The 16,345-nt window shown below is 63.6% G+C and carries 17 protein-coding genes and 1 pseudogene; 7 read left to right on the top strand and 11 right to left on the bottom strand.

The features are described 5' to 3' along the window. The first annotated feature begins 137 nt into the window (after positions 1–137). Positions 138–1,736: a glutamine-hydrolyzing GMP synthase gene (gene guaA / locus AB7290_RS25370; RefSeq protein ID WP_085402300.1), complete on the top strand. Its 1,599-nt coding sequence runs from the start codon at positions 138–140 to the stop codon at positions 1,734–1,736. Positions 1,737–2,246: 510 nt separating this feature from the next. On the opposite strand, the gene AB7290_RS25365 is transcribed toward guaA, so the two are convergent. Together AB7290_RS25365 and AB7290_RS25360 are read right to left on the bottom strand one after the other, a co-directional pair. Next, complete coding sequence (locus tag AB7290_RS25365) at positions 2,247–2,753, bottom strand: YkgB family protein (RefSeq protein WP_085402301.1); 507 nt, start codon at positions 2,751–2,753, stop codon at positions 2,247–2,249. A 47-nt stretch (positions 2,754–2,800) separates the two neighbouring features. Beyond that, positions 2,801–3,337: a carboxymuconolactone decarboxylase family protein gene (locus AB7290_RS25360; RefSeq protein WP_085402236.1), complete on the bottom strand. Its 537-nt coding sequence runs from the start codon at positions 3,335–3,337 to the stop codon at positions 2,801–2,803. 130 nt (positions 3,338–3,467) lie between these two features. Between AB7290_RS25360 and AB7290_RS25355 the strand changes: the two genes are divergently transcribed. Beyond that, entirely contained in the window at positions 3,468–4,463 is a 996-nt protein-coding gene (locus AB7290_RS25355) for an AraC family transcriptional regulator (RefSeq protein WP_085402237.1), read from the top strand. A gap of 80 nt (positions 4,464–4,543) precedes the next feature. On the opposite strand, the gene AB7290_RS25350 is transcribed toward AB7290_RS25355, so the two are convergent. From AB7290_RS25350 to AB7290_RS25335, 4 genes are all read right to left on the bottom strand, one after another. Then, on the bottom strand, positions 4,544–5,641 hold the full coding sequence (locus tag AB7290_RS25350) for an alkene reductase (RefSeq protein WP_085402238.1): 1,098 nt from the start codon (positions 5,639–5,641) through the stop codon (positions 4,544–4,546). A gap of 70 nt (positions 5,642–5,711) precedes the next feature. Next, the gene (locus AB7290_RS25345) at positions 5,712–6,386 is read right to left on the bottom strand and encodes a peroxiredoxin-like family protein (protein WP_085402302.1); all 675 of its coding nucleotides are present in this window, start codon (positions 6,384–6,386) and stop codon (positions 5,712–5,714) included. Positions 6,387–6,536: 150 nt separating this feature from the next. Then, positions 6,537–6,854, bottom strand: a complete 318-nt coding sequence (locus AB7290_RS25340; RefSeq protein WP_144030786.1) for a hypothetical protein — start codon at positions 6,852–6,854, stop codon at positions 6,537–6,539. 357 nt (positions 6,855–7,211) lie between these two features. Then, positions 7,212–8,093, bottom strand: coding sequence for a LysR family transcriptional regulator (locus tag AB7290_RS25335; protein WP_085402240.1), 882 nt, complete (start codon positions 8,091–8,093; stop codon positions 7,212–7,214). Positions 8,094–8,187: 94 nt separating this feature from the next. Between AB7290_RS25335 and AB7290_RS25330 the strand changes: the two genes are divergently transcribed. The 4 genes and pseudogenes from AB7290_RS25330 to AB7290_RS25315 all read left to right on the top strand — a co-directional run bounded on the left by AB7290_RS25330 (position 8,188) and on the right by AB7290_RS25315 (position 9,817). Next, complete coding sequence (locus tag AB7290_RS25330) at positions 8,188–8,418, top strand: hypothetical protein (RefSeq protein WP_085402241.1); 231 nt, start codon at positions 8,188–8,190, stop codon at positions 8,416–8,418. Positions 8,419–8,462: 44 nt separating this feature from the next. Continuing rightward, the gene (locus tag AB7290_RS25325) at positions 8,463–8,606 is read left to right on the top strand and encodes a hypothetical protein (RefSeq protein ID WP_161495861.1); all 144 of its coding nucleotides are present in this window, start codon (positions 8,463–8,465) and stop codon (positions 8,604–8,606) included. A gap of 57 nt (positions 8,607–8,663) precedes the next feature. Then, positions 8,664–8,876, top strand: a pseudogene (locus AB7290_RS25320) (patatin-like phospholipase family protein); the annotation flags it as partial. A gap of 416 nt (positions 8,877–9,292) precedes the next feature. Continuing rightward, positions 9,293–9,817: a DUF3734 domain-containing protein gene (locus AB7290_RS25315; protein ID WP_434057401.1), complete on the top strand. Its 525-nt coding sequence runs from the start codon at positions 9,293–9,295 to the stop codon at positions 9,815–9,817. 31 nt (positions 9,818–9,848) lie between these two features. Here the strand turns inward: AB7290_RS25315 and AB7290_RS25310 are convergent, their stop codons facing one another. The 5 genes from AB7290_RS25310 to AB7290_RS25290 all read right to left on the bottom strand — a co-directional run bounded on the left by AB7290_RS25310 (position 9,849) and on the right by AB7290_RS25290 (position 13,106). After that, positions 9,849–10,250, bottom strand: coding sequence for a hypothetical protein (locus tag AB7290_RS25310; RefSeq protein WP_085402242.1), 402 nt, complete (start codon positions 10,248–10,250; stop codon positions 9,849–9,851). Then, on the bottom strand, positions 10,247–11,170 hold the full coding sequence (locus AB7290_RS25305) for an alpha/beta fold hydrolase (protein WP_161495862.1): 924 nt from the start codon (positions 11,168–11,170) through the stop codon (positions 10,247–10,249). The genes AB7290_RS25310 and AB7290_RS25305 overlap by 4 nt, the downstream gene beginning before the upstream one ends. A gap of 11 nt (positions 11,171–11,181) precedes the next feature. After that, positions 11,182–11,664 (bottom strand): WD40 repeat domain-containing protein, encoded by a 483-nt coding sequence (locus AB7290_RS25300; RefSeq protein WP_161495863.1) that lies wholly within the window; start codon positions 11,662–11,664, stop codon positions 11,182–11,184. A gap of 349 nt (positions 11,665–12,013) precedes the next feature. Beyond that, positions 12,014–12,217: a hypothetical protein gene (locus AB7290_RS25295; RefSeq protein ID WP_434057402.1), complete on the bottom strand. Its 204-nt coding sequence runs from the start codon at positions 12,215–12,217 to the stop codon at positions 12,014–12,016. Beyond that, positions 12,192–13,106 carry an acetyl-CoA C-acyltransferase gene (locus AB7290_RS25290; RefSeq protein WP_441254085.1) on the bottom strand — a complete coding sequence of 305 codons (915 nt, stop codon included), beginning with the start codon at positions 13,104–13,106 and terminating at the stop codon, positions 12,192–12,194. Before AB7290_RS25290 ends, AB7290_RS25295 begins: the two co-directional genes overlap by 26 nt. A 344-nt stretch (positions 13,107–13,450) precedes the next feature. Between AB7290_RS25290 and AB7290_RS25285 the strand changes: the two genes are divergently transcribed. Beyond that, positions 13,451–16,300: an ATP-binding protein gene (locus AB7290_RS25285; protein ID WP_354080409.1), complete on the top strand. Its 2,850-nt coding sequence runs from the start codon at positions 13,451–13,453 to the stop codon at positions 16,298–16,300. The last annotated feature ends 45 nt before the right edge of the window (positions 16,301–16,345 follow it).

Genomic DNA, 16,345 nt, shown 5'->3' with positions numbered 1-16,345 from the left:
TGATTGGCCCTGTTTGACGCGTGGGCCAAATTAGGTCAATAATACTGACATATATCCGTTTGTCCATGCCCAAAGAAGAATGTGGGCGCGCGCATCGCGCGGTTGCGGGCAGGGGCACGGTCGCGTATTTGCTGGCCATGACAGCAGCACAGAACGACCGCTCCGCGTCGACGCCCCCGGTGGCCTCGGCGCACGACAAGATTCTCATCGTCGACTTCGGCAGCCAGGTGACGCAGCTGATTGCGCGTCGCGTGCGCGAGGACGGCGTCTATTGCGAGATCGTCCCGTTCAACAAGGCCGAAGAGGCCTTCAAGGAGATGAAGCCGAAAGCGGTGATCCTCTCCGGCGGGCCTGAGTCGGTGCATGAAGCGGGCTCGCCCCGCGCTCCGCAACCGATCTTCGCCTCCGGCGTGCCGGTGCTCGGCATCTGTTACGGCCAGATGACCATGGCGGAGCAGCTCGGCGGCACCGTCGAGGGCGGCCATCACCGCGAATTCGGCCGCGCCGATGTCGAGGTGAAGGCGCCGAGCAAGCTGTTCGAGGACGTCTGGTCGCCCGGCGGCAAGAACCAGGTCTGGATGAGCCATGGCGACCGCATCACAAAAATGCCACCGGGCTTCTCCGTGGCCGGCACCTCGCCGAACGCGCCGTTCGCGATCATCCAGGACGAGACGCGCAAGTACTACGGCCTGATGTTCCACCCCGAAGTGGTGCACACGCCCGATGGCGCAAAACTGATCCGCAATTTCGTCCGCAAGATCGCCGGCCTCTCCGGCGACTGGACCATGCGCGCCTTCCGCGAAGAGGAGATCGCAAAGATCCGAGCCCAGGTCGGCAAGGGCAAGGTGCTCTGCGGCCTCTCCGGCGGCGTCGATTCAGCCGTCGCGGCCGTCTTGATTCACGAAGCCATCGGCGACCAGCTCACCTGCGTGTTCGTCGATCACGGCATGCTGCGCCTCGACGAAGCCAAGACCGTGGTCGATTTGTTCCGCCACCACTACAACATCCCGCTCGTGCATGTGGACGCCTCCAAGCAGTTCTTGGGCGAGCTCGAAGGCGTCACCGACCCCGAGACCAAGCGCAAGACCATCGGCCGCCTCTTCATCGAGGTGTTCGAGGCGGAGGCGAAGAAGATCGGCGGCGCCGACTTCCTGGCGCAGGGCACGCTCTATCCTGATGTGATCGAGAGCGTCTCCTTTACCGGCGGCCCCTCGGTGACGATCAAGTCGCACCACAATGTCGGCGGTCTGCCCGAGCGCATGAACATGAAGCTCGTCGAGCCCCTGCGCGAGCTGTTCAAGGACGAGGTGCGCAAGCTCGGCCGCGAGCTCGGCCTGCCCGAAATCTTCGTCGGCCGCCACCCGTTCCCGGGCCCCGGCCTCGCCATCCGCTGCCCCGGCGACATCACCAGGGACAAGCTCGACATCCTGCGCAAGGCCGACGCCGTCTACATCGACCAGATCCGCAAGCACGGCCTCTACGACGACATCTGGCAGGCTTTTGCCGTGCTGCTCCCGGTGAAGACGGTAGGCGTCATGGGCGACGGCCGCACCTATGACTATGTGGTCGGCCTCCGCGCCGTCACCTCGACCGACGGCATGACCGCGGACTTCTACCAGTTCGACATGAAGTTTTTGGGCGAGACCGCGACGCGCATCATCAACGAGGTGAAGGGCGTGAACCGGGTGGTGTACGACGTGACGAGCAAGCCGCCGGGGACGATTGAGTGGGAGTAGTGTGGCCGGCTGCTATCGCGCAGTTTTGCGTAGTCTGGTGGAGTTGTTCTCGCTTCCTTTCGCATTGAGGACGCCGACCGAAGTAGTGAGCCGGCTTATCCCGGCTGAGGCCGGTAATCCAACGCGTTTTCGCTAACGGAGCATTGCAGCGTACTTGATCGTACAGAGGGGCGGGGCGTCCAAAGCTCCAGCTTCGAGCACCGCCAGGATTTGGCGGCAAAGGCGGACATTCGGCTGGAGCCGCTCGTCTCAGAAGGGTCCAGAATGTGACTTGGCGCGAGGGCCGCTTGTGGCGGCGCAAAGCGGACATGCCTCACATGGCCGATCGCTCGTATCCTCGTCAGTTTTCTGTTTGCGCCTTGGCTCGCCAGGTGCATCAGACCGTCGGGCACAAACAGTTTGATTGCCGCAGAATTTTCCGCAGCACTTCTGCGGCATTTTTGGAACGCACAATCGCCGGCGAGGTGGGACTCTCGCCGGCGATGCCTCGCCATCAGCAGGGTGCCACCCTTATTGCCGCGTCAGGCGAACCACGTCCTGCCTCAGCAGGTAGAACGAGACGGCGAGCAGGACGACGTCCTTCATCAGGAAGGGCACGTTGCCCGTCATCGCAGGGAAGCCTCCGGCAGCGACGTCCCAGCCCTCCGGCATGAAGGGAATGATGGTGACGGTCGCGATGAAGGTGCCGGTCGAGCCCAGGGCGCCGAGAACGCCGAGCCGCTTGTCCCAGAAGCCTGCGAGCAGCAGGGTCCCGAACGTCCACTCCGATGCGCCCAGGAAGTAGCTGGCGCCGGCATGGCCGAAGACCGGATAGAGCCACCAGATCAGCGGCCCGTTGCTGATGAACGGGACCAGTCGTTCGAATTCGTACGGAAACCACTTCTGGTAACCGAAGAAGGCGAACATGATCACCATCGAGGCCCGGACGACGTGGTAGTCGAGGTCCTCCGCCAACAGGCCGGACGTATGCAGCGCACGGACGATCGGGTTTTGAGCAGTAATGGAAAGCGTAGTCATGGTCGTGATCCTTTCATGTTTGAGATCTGACGGATCGCTCGATCGCTTCACGCGATGGCGGGGAAATCGATCTCGGTGTCGTTGATGCGGTTGAAAACGTTGGTGAAGACGGTGGTCGCGAAGGCCAGGCTGATCTCGACGAGCTGGGCGTCGCTGTAGCCAGCGGCCTTGATCGCCGCGAACTCCTCGTCGCTGACGGTGCCGCTGGATTGCGCGAGCTTGCGGACGAAGCGGGCGAGCGCATCGCGCTTGGCGTCGCCTGTGGGCTTGCCGTCGCGGATGTTCTTCAGTTCGTCGGGCTTCAATCCCGCGAGCTTGCCGAGCAGGCTGTGCGCGGCCACACAGTAATCGCAGCCGGCGACACCGCTAATGATCAGTTTGATGGTTTCCTGGTCGCGCTTGCTGAGCGAGCCGGACGCGAGCACCGTATCTGCGGCGAGGACGGACTTGAGCGCAGCGGGGCCGTGGGCGGCGATGGCCGCAAAAGTGTTCGGCACGCTGCCGATGGCTTTCTTGATCTGGGCGTAGACCTGGCCGGACGGACCGGCGTCGGTTTCGAGGTTCGGAACAGAAAGACGGGACATAGTGGCACTCCTTTGTTGGGTGGTGAACGATTGCGGAGTGACAGTACGATCCGTTTACGAGACTTTAAATGTCGTTTAGGCTCGACTATATGCTCAAACGTCTCACATTTAGTCCGTTCAGGAGGTGGCCATGGACTGGCTGAGCAGGGTGTTTGAGATGATGCCGGTGCGCGGGCGGCTGGATCTTCGCTGCTCCTACGGCGCGCCTTGGCGGATCGATCAGGGGCCGGGCGAGGCGAACGAGATCCCCTATCATGCGGTCGTCGGCGGCTCGGCCGTTTTGGAAGATTCGGCCGGCGGCAAGCCGCTGCGGCTGGAGACTGGAGACATCCTCCTGCTGCCGGGCAATCCGCGACACGTCATGCACGACGGGAGCGGGAGCCGGCCGAAGCCGGCGCGCAATCGCCCGGAGCTCAATCTCGTCATCAGTGAGAACGCCGGCAGGGGAGACCGATTGGATCTGCTCTGCGGGCACTTCGCGATCGCGCCCCCGCACGATCGCCTGCTGCGCAGTTATCTGCCGGCCCGGTTGGTCGTGCATGCCCGCGGTCAGGACGAAGGAGAGAACGCCACGCAGCTCGCGGGTCTGGTTGCCCTGTTGCGCGGCGAGTCGGCGGACGATCGCCTCGGCGGTCGCGCGATGCTGAATGCGTTGTCGACCGCGATGTTCGCGCTGGTGCTGCGGTTCGCCAGCGAAACCGAAGATGCGCCGCGCGGTCTTCTGGCGCTGGCCGGGCATCCGCGCCTGGCGCCGGCGGTGGCCGCAATGTTCAACGAGCCAGCGCGCGCATGGTCGCTGCCCGACCTGGCGCGCCTGTGCAACATGTCGCGTGCCACACTCGCCCGCCAATTCCAGGAAAAGCTGGGGCGATCGGCCTCCGATCTTCTGGCTGACATCCGGATGACGCTCGCGGCGAACGAGCTGAGGAGCTCGTCTCTTTCGACGGGTGCTGTAGCGGAGGCGGTGGGGTACCAATCAGAAGCCGCCTTCCAGCGCGCATTCAAGAGTCACATGGGCGCTACGCCGGCGCAGTGGCGCAAGATGCTGGAACCGTCGGGTCGGGACATATTCGCAAAGCCCGCGGCGCATGCGGACGCTGATTCCGCGAAGGTCGCTGCGGACTGATGCGCCCACGAACGAGGGCCAGCGAGGCGCGCGACGTGCCCTCGCTGGCCCTGTTACGCGGCTGATGAAGCGAGCTGCGTTCAGGCCGCCGCCTTCGCGGTCGGGTAGTCCGTGTAGCCGCGCGCGTCGCCGCCGTAGAACGTCGAGCGATCGTAGTGGGCAAGAGGCAAGCTCTGCCGGATCCGCTCCGGCAGATCCGGGTTCGAGATGAAGTGGCGCCCGAACGCGACCAGATCGGCGTCGCCGAAGGTGACGATGGCTTCCGCGGAAGCCGGGGTGAAGCCGCCAGCCGCGATCAAAGTTCGCGAGAACTTCGGCCGCAGATGCTGAGACGCGATCGGTGCTCGGCCATGCGAGATCTCCTCGGTGCCCTTGATGCGCGGCTCGACCACGTGAAGGTAGGCGATGCCCAGGCGGTCAAGCTGCGTCGTCACGTAGCCGAACGTCGCCGCCGGATCGCTGTCCGACATGGATCCGTAGGTGCCGCTCGGTGCGATGCGCACGCCGACGCGATCGGCTCCCCAGACCGAGATGGCGGCCTGCGTCACCTCCAGCATGAAGCGGGCGCGGTTTTCGATCGGGCCGCCGTATTCGTCAGTCCTCTTATTCGTTCCGTCCTGCAGGAACTGGTCGGGCAGGTAGCCATTCGCGCCATGGATTTCGACGCCGTCGAAGCCCGCCCGCAGTGCCCGCTCGGCGCCCAGCCGAAACTCTTCGATGATGCCAGAGATCTCATGCAATGCGAGAGCGCGCGGCATCGAGAACGGGACCTCGCCGCGCTTGGAGTACGCGTAGCCCTCGGCCGCGATGGCGGAGGGCGCAACCGGCGCGTCTCCATTCGGCTGCAGGTCGACATGCGATTGCCGGCCAACGTGCCACAACTGCTGGAAGATCCGGCCGCCCCTGGCGTGGACCGTGTCGGTGACGCGCTGCCATCCTGCGATCTGGCTGTCCGAGTAGATGCCGGGCGCGCCGGCATAACCGTTGCCGCGGATCGAGACCGGCGACGCTTCGGAGATGATCAGGCCGCCCTTGGTGGTGCGCTGTTTGTAGTATTCGACCATCAGCTCGCTCGGGATGTCGCCGGGATTGGAGCGCATCCGCGTCAACGGCGCCATGGCGACGCGATGGGATAGACGGTAGGGGCCGATCAGGGTCGGCGTGAACAGCTTGGACATGGGTATATTCCTTTGAGTTGAGAGACAGCGGCCGGTGGTCATTGCGCCCCACCGGCCGCCTCATGTGCCGTCACGCCTTGACGGCCGCCGCCCGCTGGAGGACCGGGATCATGTCTTCAGGCTCCGGCCGGCGGGTGTAGTCGGGGTTCACTTCGGAATAGAGGATGACGCCGTCCTGTCCGATGACGTAGCGGGCCGGCATCGGCAGCGTCCAACTCGGGTCGTCGTTGAACGTCGGCAGATCGTTCTTGAGCTGCTTGTAGAGTTCGACCAGATAGTCGGGCAGGTTGAAGCGCAGGCCGAACGCGGCGCCGACCTTACCCTTCGCGTCCGACAGGATCGGGAAGGACAGCTTGTTCTGACGCACCGACTTGCGGCTGTTCGGAGCGGTCTGGGGTGAGATCGCGACCAGTGAGGCCCCGTACTTGTCGAACTCCGGCTTGACGGACTCGAGCGCCTGCAGCTCCATGTTGCAGTACGGGCACCAGACGCCGCGGTAGAAGCTGAGCACCAGCGGGCCGCGCGTCAGCAGGTCGGCCGAGCTCACGACGTTGCCCTCCGGATCCGTGAGCGAGAAGGTCGGAGCGAGGTCGCCCGCCTTCTTGGCGTGCTTGGCCGCGCCGGATTCGATCAGTTCTGCGGTGGCGCGGTGCATCGTCTCGATGACGGGACGAGGAACGCTGTAGGGCGGCTTTCCGGCCTCGAAATCGGCTTTGAAGGCATCGAGCTTGGCTTGAAGCGACATGTCGGTCTCCTTTGGCGTCTGCGTGGAGGACGGCGGTGCCGCCCGTTTCGTGGAAGTCACGTGCAGAAAGCTAAAGGAGGCCGCCGTTCGAGGTAGCGGGCACGTCCGACTAGAGCTTATTCCGCTTGGGAATGACCGCCGCGCAGCGGGTCAACATCCCTTGCAGATGATCAGCTTACGGTCCAATTCCTGGTCGAACTGCTGTTGCTGCTGCTCCCATGCCGAGACCGCTTCGTGCTGGGGAACGTCGGCCTGGTGAGGTTGCCGATGACCGACCGGAGCGAGCCAGGGCATGCGCGAGGTCAACAGGATCGGGGTGCGAGCTGCTGCCGCGCTCGTCGACACATCGGGGAAAATGGCGAGGGCATCTTGGCGGTCGGCTGCTTTTGCCGGTGAGAGCAAGGCGGAAAGGACAACAGCGACGGCCGCTGCGCGTACTGAGCGATTCAGGATCGAGGTGCGGGACATGGTGACACTCCTTTTGGGAGGGCTCGGGATGAGCGACTCCATGGATGTCACCGTACTCATTCGCCTGAGACGTTGAATGCCATTCTGGCGCTAAAAAATGCTCGTTCGTCTCACGCATTTGCGCTCGCTGCGCGGTCGTCGGGGATGCGATCGCCGGATGTGGGGCCCGCGAGGGTCACATCCGGCCTCGTCGGAGAAGCGATCGAATGGAGCATTTCCGGAACTTGCGAGACGAAGTTGCCCGATTGAGCAAATTCCCGCCTCGGGGCCGCGTCTGCGCCGACGAGAGCCATCATGCGGCCCACGACGTCGAACGCGTCGCGCCACGCATCCAGCCGACTTCGACAGTCCCGGAAGTTAAGGGTTGAACGAACGCTCGAAGAACCCGACGAACGCTCGCGCCTTTGCCGTTGCGGCACGGCCGCTCGGTAGGGCTGCCCACAGATCGAGCGGCGGGAGACTCCATTCAGACAGAGCCGTACGGACGGCGCCCGATCGCAGTTCGGGGCTGAACATCCATTCCGACGCGATGGTCAGTCCTGCATCGGCGAGCACGGCGGCTCTCACGCCCTCCGCGGCGCTCACCCGCAACCTGCTTTGAACGCTAACGGCCAATTCCGTACTCTCGCGCCTGAATGACCAGACGCTGCCTTCTCCCTGCAGATAGACGACGGCCTGGTGCTTGCTCAGCTCGCTCGGCGTCGACGGCGTGCCCGCCCGATCGAAGTAGGCGGGCGTCGCGAGCACGAGCCGCTTGCACCTTGCGACGCGGCGAGCGGTCAGGGTCGAATCCATCATCTTCCCCATCCGGAGCGCCACATCGATCCCTTCCTGGACCAAGTCGATTTGACGGTCGTCCAGGATCACCTCGAGATCCAGCTCCGGATGCTGAGCCATGAACTGCGGCAACATCGGAATGAGATGGATCCGGGCGAACGTGACGGCGGCGCAAACACGCAGGCGTCCCTTGAGGCCTGCTCCAGCTCCGCGCGCGGCGAGCTCGGCCTCAGCCGCTTCCTCGAGAGCCCGTCTGGCGCGCTCGAGATAACCGAGCCCTGCTTCGGTCGGCGTGAGCCCGCGGGTCGACCGGGTCAGCAGCTTGACGCCGAGATAGTTCTCGAGCTGAGCGACCGACTTGGATACGGCCGGCTGCCCAACGCGGAGCTGTCGGGCCGCTCCGGAAAAGGAGCCCGTCTCGACCACGCGCACGAATGTTTCCATCGAAGCCAGACGATCCATCTTGCTTATTCTCCGCAGGAATGAGCGATATCGCTTCGCCCTATCTGCCATGCCTCGGAAGAATTGGCCACTCTCCACGCAAAGGAGAGACGCAATGAGCACGAATGAATTCCAGAGCGCCAGCTTCCGGACCGCAGGTGCGGTCTGGATTCGCTCCATCCGCGCGAAGGCGGTCGCAAGCGAGACGGTTCAGATCATCAGCGCGACGGCGAGGGATGCGCTGTTCGCCTATGCGATGACGGGCAGCGCGCTGGCCAGCCTGGCCATTGTCGTCGCCCCGCATCTCGACATGCTGCTGCGCTGCGCCGCCCACGGCCGCGGCTAAGAGCATGCCGCTAACCATCACCTACCGAGGAAGAGGAGAGTACGATGTTGCAGTTGTTGATTTCCGTGTTGGCGATTGCGGCGACGTCAACCCCAGCCGTGGCGTCGCTGCATTCCGGCGAAACGATACTGTCGGAAGCCAAGGTCAAGGCAAACGTACAATGCGGTAGCGGCCGGCACAGCGATTGACAGCAGGCCGGCACCGTCTTGAATCGGCGAAGAGTTCCTTGAGAGCAGGAGGTCCGCATGAACCGACCGATCGAACGTCTTGAGGCCGCGGATGGTTCGCAGCGCCGCCGGTCGGACCGCAGCGACCTCCCGGGTCAGATCGTCCTAGTACTGCAGGGCGGCGGCGCTCTTGGGTCGTACCAGGCTGGCGTCTATCAGGCGCTGCAGGAAGCCGGGATCGAACCGGACTGGATCATCGGCACCTCGATCGGCGCCATCAACGCAAGTCTGATCGCTGGAAACGAGCCGCAGCGACGGTTAGCGCGGTTACGCGAGTTCTGGGGTCGCGTGCAGCGCGCCCCGGAGTGGGGCTTTGAGGGCGCTTTCCCTGCATTGGACGGACGCTGGTCGCACTGGAGCACGGTGACCCAGGGCATTCCGGGCTTTTTCACGCCAAACCTGCTTGCCCACGTCGGGGACGCTTTCCCGCTGGGCGCTGATCGGGCCGGCTACTACTCGACGGCGCCGCTCGAACACACCCTTGGCGAGATGGTGAATTTCGACCTGTCAATCAGGGAAGGCCGCGCCTGTCGGTTGGCGCAGCGCATGTGCGAACCAGCCAGATGCGCTATTTCGACAGCCGCGATGGCAGAATCGACGTCAGGCATATCATGGCTTCGGCAGCTCTTCCGCCCGCGTTTCCGCCGGTGCGCATCGACGGCGAACTCTACTGGGACGGCGGCATCCTTTCCAATACGCCCACCGAGGCGGTGTTCGACGACAATCCGCGAAGGGACTCGGTGATCTTCTCGGTCCATCTGTGGAATCCGATTGGGCCCGAGCCAACGACGATGGCCGATGTTCTCAACCGGCACAAGGACGTCCAGTATTCGAGCCGGATCGCGAGCCAGATCGCGCGCCACCAGCAGACGCACCGGTTGCGTCATGTGATCAACGAGCTCGCATCGAAGCTGCCCGAAAGTGAGCACAGCAATCCAGAGGTCCGGGAATTGCTGGGCTATGGCTGCCAGACCCGCATGCATGTGGTCCAATTGCTCGCGCCGCAGTTGGACCATGACGATCACACCAAGGACATCGATTTCAGCCAGGCCGGCATCCGGCGGCGTTGGGAAGCAGGGTACGCGCACACCAACGCGGTGCTCGCGCGCAAGCCTTGGGAGGGCCAGTTCGACCCGTTGTCAGGTGTCATCCTTCACGAAGCCAAGATCTGACGGCGCTCGCCGCCGAATGAGCGGCCGCGAGTCACGCGTCCGCGGCCACGCTCAACTGGTATAGCCGACCGGTGGCATCTAGATCCTCCACCCGCCATGGGCCGCCGACGCCGGCGATCATCCACCTGAGCAGCGCCCAAAGATCGGCGTCGATCTCCGGATCGTTCAACGGCTCCAACGCGTCGGGCAGGGCGTAGACCTCGACCCCGTCGGGAAACGGATCTCCGCTGCGGCCGATGAAGACGAGCGTGTAGACCATTCCCGAGGGCGCCCGCACGTAGCCGGGACGTGATAAGGCGCTCGCGTCCAAAGAAAACTGCTTGACGAAGAATTCGCGGAATTCCGGGTAATGTCCGACGCGGTCTTCGGCGAGCACAAACGCTCTCCTCTTGCCTTCGAGTGTCGGATTTTCGATGACGTGGATCGTTGTCATGACTGCCTTCCCTCGATGCGGTCCAGGAAACCGTTGATCTTGCCGGCGATCTCCTCGCCGGAGTCCTCCTGCAGAAAGTGCCGGCCCGTCACCAGCTCGGGTCCTTCGGCATGCGGCAAGAGCTCTTTGAAGCGCGTCGCGAACGTCTTGTGGTCGAAGACCTCGTCTTCCCGACCCCAGACCAGCAGCGTCGGGAGTTTCGACTTCCTCAGTTCGCGCTCGAGCCACTCGAAGCGGGCCAGGCCGCGTGCGCTTTCGTCGAGCGGGATCCAGCGCGGCCAGGTCCATGTGAGTAGGCGCGATGCGGGATCTGGCAGGATGCTCTCATAGACGCTCTGGGCCTCCGCCCTGAACTTCTTGCGGTCGACCACGGAAAGATACATTCCGCGACCTGCAAGCGCATTGTGACGTCCGAGAAGATAGGGGCCGACGAGGGGCGCGTGCATCATGCGCCAAGGAAAAATCCGCTTGTGGAAGTCGGCCGGAGGCAGCGGCCAGGCCCAGGTGCTCATGATGACCAGAGCGCGGACCCGGTCCGGATTGGATAGAGCGAACCCGAGGCCACTGGGGCCGCCCCAATCGTGACAGACGATGGTCGCGTTGCGCACGTCGAGCTGTCGCAGGAGGCCGGTTAGATTGGCGATGTGGCCGTCGAGCGTGTGGGCCTGTTCGCGGACGGGCTTCTCGGACAGCCCGAAGCCGACCATGTCCGGAACGATCACGCGCCTTCCTGCCTCGGTTAGCGGCTGGATAAATTTCCGGTACAGAAAGCCCCAGGCCGGGTTGCCATGCAGGAGAACGACCGGATCGCCGGTGCCCTCGTCGACGTAGTGCATGCGCCAGCCGTTGACTTGCTTGAATCTCGGATCGTACGGCCATTGGCCGTGCTCGAACCTATGCGTTGCTCCCGATGCTTCCATTATTTTCCTCCCTAGCCAAAGAAGATCACGGCCTGGCCGTTGAGACCTGGCAATGTAACCACCGGTCCCAAGGATTCGCCGGTCGTGAAATCGAACGCGACGACCTCGTCCTGGGCGACGCAGTACAGCTTCCCGTCCGGTCCGAAGCGTAGCCCGCGCGGCTTCCTGAATCCGACCCGGCGATCCGGAGTCAGGACGCGAACGAGACGGCCGTCGGATCGGTCGTATTCGCGGATGGTCGTCACCGCGTCCGGAGCACCGAAGGGATGTTCGCTGCTGACGAGCACGTTTCCGTTCGGCGCGATCGTGAGATCCAGCGGACTGAGGTCCGGATCCTGGACATTCCAGGAAGGCTTGACCGCTCGCTCCGGATCGAAGGCCAGAATGGTGTTGTCGCCTTCGCCGCCCGGGCCGATGCCGGACGCGAGAAAGAGGGTGCCATCCGGGCCGAAGGCAAATCCGCGTGGGAACGGTACCACGGAGGATGGAAGCACGGCTTCTGCAGCTCCATCGAGAGATCGTCCGCGCGGCTCGCATTCCTACATGGTACCGGCCGTCGGGGCCGAAATTACCGCCGCCTGGTTTCAGCCAAGGTATCACGCCGGTCTCGCGCACCACACGCCCATTGTCGTCGAGCGCCAGAATGCGGTCCGAGCCGCTGTTCACGAAGAGGAGTGATCCGTCGCTGCCGAGTCCGCGCGGGTCGACGATCCGGACTTCGTCACTGAAGGGGCCGAGCGCCTCGCCGTCCGCATCGAACGCCAGGAGCTTGCCGTACCCCGAGCCATTCGCGTCCGATGCGCTCGTTACAAGAAGGACCATCGAAGGCTCCTGTGGTTATCCTCAAGCGATCATCTCGAGGGCGAGAGCGATTCCTTGCCCGCCGCCGATGCACATCGTGACGACGCCCTTCTTGAGGTCGTCTCGACGCATCGAATGGAGCAGCCGGGCCGTCAGCACGGCGCCGGTAGCACCGATCGGATGTCCGTGCGCGATGGCGCCACCCTCCACGTTCACGATCTCAGGCGGCAGCTTGAGCTCCTGCATGACCGCGAGCGCTATTGAACATACCCGGCTCGACGGCCGCGATGCCGTACGACACCAGCCGGGCAACCGGCGCCAGACCGCGTTTGTCGGCCCAATCCTCGCTCGCGAGCACCATCGCCGCAGCGGCCGTGTTCAGGCCGGGGGCATTGCCGGCGGTGATCGTGCCGCCCTCGCGGAAAGCCGGCTTCAGCTTGGCGAGCGTCTCGATCGTCGCGCCCGGACGGTTATGCTCGTCGGTCCGGAACGTGTTCGCTCCCTTTCGCGCGCGAACTTCGACCGGCACGATCTCGCCCTCGAATTTGCCGGCGCTCTGCGCGGCGGAAAAGCGGCTGTGCGAACCCAGGGCCCATTCGTCCTGCGCTGCCCGGCTGATCTGAAACTTCGCGACCAAGTCTTCCGTGTGCCAGCCCGAGTGCGCGTCCGAGAAGGCATCGTTGAGCCCGTCGCGCAGCACGCTGTCGTAGAGGGTCCCGTCGCCCATGCGGTAACCCCATCGGCCGCGCGTGTCGAGGTAGGGGGCGGCGTCCATGTTCTCCATACCGCCGGCGACGGCCGCATCGACAGAACCTGTCAGGATTTCGTGCGCCGCGGAGACGATGGCCTGCGCACCCGAACCGCAGACGCGATTGACCGTCATCGCAGGTACCTGGACGGGAAGCCCCCCGTGAATCGCGGCCTGGCGCGCGGGATTCATCTTGTTGCCGGCCTGCACCGCGTTTCCCATGACCACAGTGCCGATCTCGTCGGGTCGCAGCCTGGACTGCTGGAGAGCGGCATTGATGGCCGCTGCAGCCAACTCGACGGCCGGAATATCCTTCAAGGTCCCGCCGAACGTCCCGATGGCCGTTCGAACAGGCTCAGCGATCACTACCGAGTGCTTCGATGCCATGAAAAAATCCTCCGCCGAGTTGACGCGCAGGGAACGCGTGCCGACAAAATTGCGGTGCCGGCTACGATCTCGGCAGTGCGCTTGTCGCAATAATGCTTATTCCCGCGTGGCATATATGGACCAACGGCTATGTGGTCTGCTAACCCAAGCCGCCCGTCGACCGTCGAATTTGGGCTATCAACGTATGGACTAATTGTTTACGCTGGATTTTCTAGCCGTGACGGGCGCCGGTGGTCGACTGCCCCCTGAGGCATCGCGCGGTAGACTAGGGCGGATCTGGCACGGGTACTTGCTGTCCCGAAAGAGAGAGCCGCGATGTCGAGCCACGACCGCGGAATGCGTGTATGAACCGTCGTCACGATGGCCGGCCCGGTGACGTGCTTTGCTTTGGGCCGTTCAGTCTGTTCGTGGCGGCCAGGCTGCTGAAGAGGGCCGATGAGACGATACCGCTTGGCGGACGCGCTCTCGACGTTCTGATCGCGCTGGCGGAGCGGGCCGGCGAGACCGTCAGCTACGATGAGTTGATATCGACTGCGTGGCCGAGCGTGACGGTGGATGAATCCAATCTCCGCGTTCAGATTGCATCCCTGCGGAAGGCACTCGGCGGGGAGGATGGGGGTCGTTACATATCGAACGTTGCCGGTCGCGGTTATTGTTTCGTGGCGCCCGTGTCGCGTTCGACGGAGCGGCTGCCTATTGCGGAAAGCGAGCGGCCCAGAAAGCTACCGCCCCCATTGGGGCGGATGGTCGGTCGAGATGACGTCGTGCGAGCCGTATCGGAGCAGCTCCTGACAGCGCGGTTCGTCAGCATCGTCGGCCCCGGCGGCATAGGCAAGACGACGGTAGCCGTTTCGGTGGCGCACGCGTTGTTGGGGGGCTTCAGTGGTGCCGTTTCCTTTGTCGATCTGAGCGCGCTGACGAATCCGCAACTCGTTCCAACGGCAGTCGCGTCGGCACTTGGTTTGATTCTTCAGTCCCCCGATCCGTTCGGCAGCCTTGTGTCTTTTCTCGGTGACAAGAAGATCCTTCTTGTTCTCGACAACTGCGAACATGTGATCGAATCGACGGCGGTGCTGGCCGAGCGGGTCGTCAGCGAGGCGCCACAAGTACATATCCTTGCGACCAGCCGCGAAGCGCTACGCGTCGAAGGTGAGCGCGTCCATCTGCTCTATTCGCTCGACTGCCCGCCTGATCAGGTCGGTCTGACCGCCGCAGAAGTGCTGAAATTCCCTGCTGCGCAGCTTTTTATGGAGCGGGCGGCCGCCAGTGGCTACAGCGTAGCGTTGGGCGATGAAGAGGCGCCGATCGTCGCCAACATCTGCAGACGGCTCGACGGGATCGCGTTGGCTATCGAGCTCGCCGCAAGCCACGCCGGCTCTCTTGGGATTCGCGGAATTGCGGAACTTCTCGACAATCGCTTCAGCCTCCTCTGGCACGGACGCCGAACCGCGCTGCCCCGGCACCAAACTCTGCACGCGATGCTCGACTGGAGCTACAACCTCCTTCCCGAACACGAAAGGGCTATTCTGCGCCGACTATCGGTGTTCGTGGGGGATTTCACGTTTGAGGCAGCCAGCGCCATTGCCTACGCTGCGGAGCCGGACGAGGAGGGCTCTACGGGGGCCTTCGAGAACCTGCTTGCGAAATCGCTTATCTCCACGACGCCGGTACACGGGCCGACGTATTACCGGCTGCTCGACACGACGCGCGCCTATGCCAAGGCAAAACTAGCCGGGCGAGGCGAGCTGGATCATGTCGCCCGCCGGCATGCGAATTTCTTTTCCGACTTTCTCCGGGATGACGAGCTCGTTCAGTCGAGGTTCGGGGAGTGGGATCTTTCCGGCTATGCCTCGCATATTGGCAACGTGCGGGCGGCGCTCGAATGGGCGTTCTCAGACGACGGTGACGTTTCGATCGGTGTGGAGCTCGCTGCCTGGGCGGCTCCCCTGTTTGTTGGACTGTCCTTGCTTGAAGAGTGCGCTCGGTGGTGCGAGCGGGCGCTTGCGTGTCTTGAGGACGCTGCGCGAGGCACAAGACAGGAGATGATTCTGCAGGAAGCTCTGGCGTTGTCCGCAATGTACACCAGCGGAAACTCGGAACAGGTTCGTGCCGCGATCGAGCGTGGTCTCGCGATCGAGGAGAAATTCGGTGACCGGCGCCACAAGTTGCAGCTTCTTTACGGTCTGTATCGGCTTCTCATGAGGCTGGGGGATTTCCGTGGCGCGCTCGATACCGTGCGGAAGGCCGCAGCTTTTGCGGAGGATGCGCAGGATCAGGCGGGTCTGGTGGTGGCCGATTTCATGCTTGGTGCCTGTTACCACTTCATGGGCGACCAATCGGCAGCTCAATTCCACGACGAGCGCGGCATGACCCGCGCGGCCAACACCGGCACGGTCATCCCTAACTTCTTCGGGTTCGACTATCGGATCTACGCCCCGATCAGTCTCGCGCGGACCCTATGGTTGCGCGGTTTTGCCGACCAGGCGCGCCAGCTCGCAAAGACCGCCATCGATGGAGCCGCACATGACAACCCGCTTTCGATGTGCGTCGCGCTTGCCTACGGTTCGGCGGTCTTTGTCTGGAGCGGAGATTTCGACATGGCAGCCGAGTACGCCGAGCGGCTCGTCAAATATTCGGACCGATATTCGATGGAACCATATCGCGCCGCCGGAGATGGGCTTAAGGGTACGATTGCTATCGCGCGCGAGGACTTGGTTGCCGGCGTTGACTTGCTACGAAGTGCGATAGGCACTTTGTCGGCGGGAAGGCCAAACCACCAGCTAACGCCCTTTGCGGGAGCACTGGCCGAGGGCCTCCACATGATCGGGCAAGTGGAGGAGGCCCTGATCACGGTCGACGGGGCGATCTCTCGCGCCCACGATTGCGGATCGACCTTCGATTTGCCGGAACTCTTGCGGGTCAAAGCCCAGATTCTTGCGGCGATCCCGCGTTATGGCTCTGGGCCTGCTATAAATTGCCTGTCCGAGGCCATCCAAGTCGGACGCAAGCAGTCTGCGCTCGCCCTGGAGCTCAGATCGACGATGAGCCTGGCGCGCTTGTTGGCCCAAGAAGGACAGCGCGATCAGGCCGGTCATGAACTCGGACTCGTTCTGAATCGTTTCACGGAAGGATTCCAAACCAGAGATCTCAAGCTGGCGCGCGCCCTCCTGGACGATTTGCTGACGTCATCGTAGGTCAGATCACCCGTTCGGAGATGCCACCATCCGGACGCGTCCGAA

This window comes from Bradyrhizobium sp. 613_E4_N2_2, from assembly GCF_052075995.1.
Taxonomy (GTDB): domain Bacteria; phylum Pseudomonadota; class Alphaproteobacteria; order Rhizobiales; family Xanthobacteraceae; genus Bradyrhizobium; species Bradyrhizobium barranii.
Note: the sequence above shows the minus strand (reverse complement) of the source record. Positions and strands in the feature narration are given on the sequence as shown.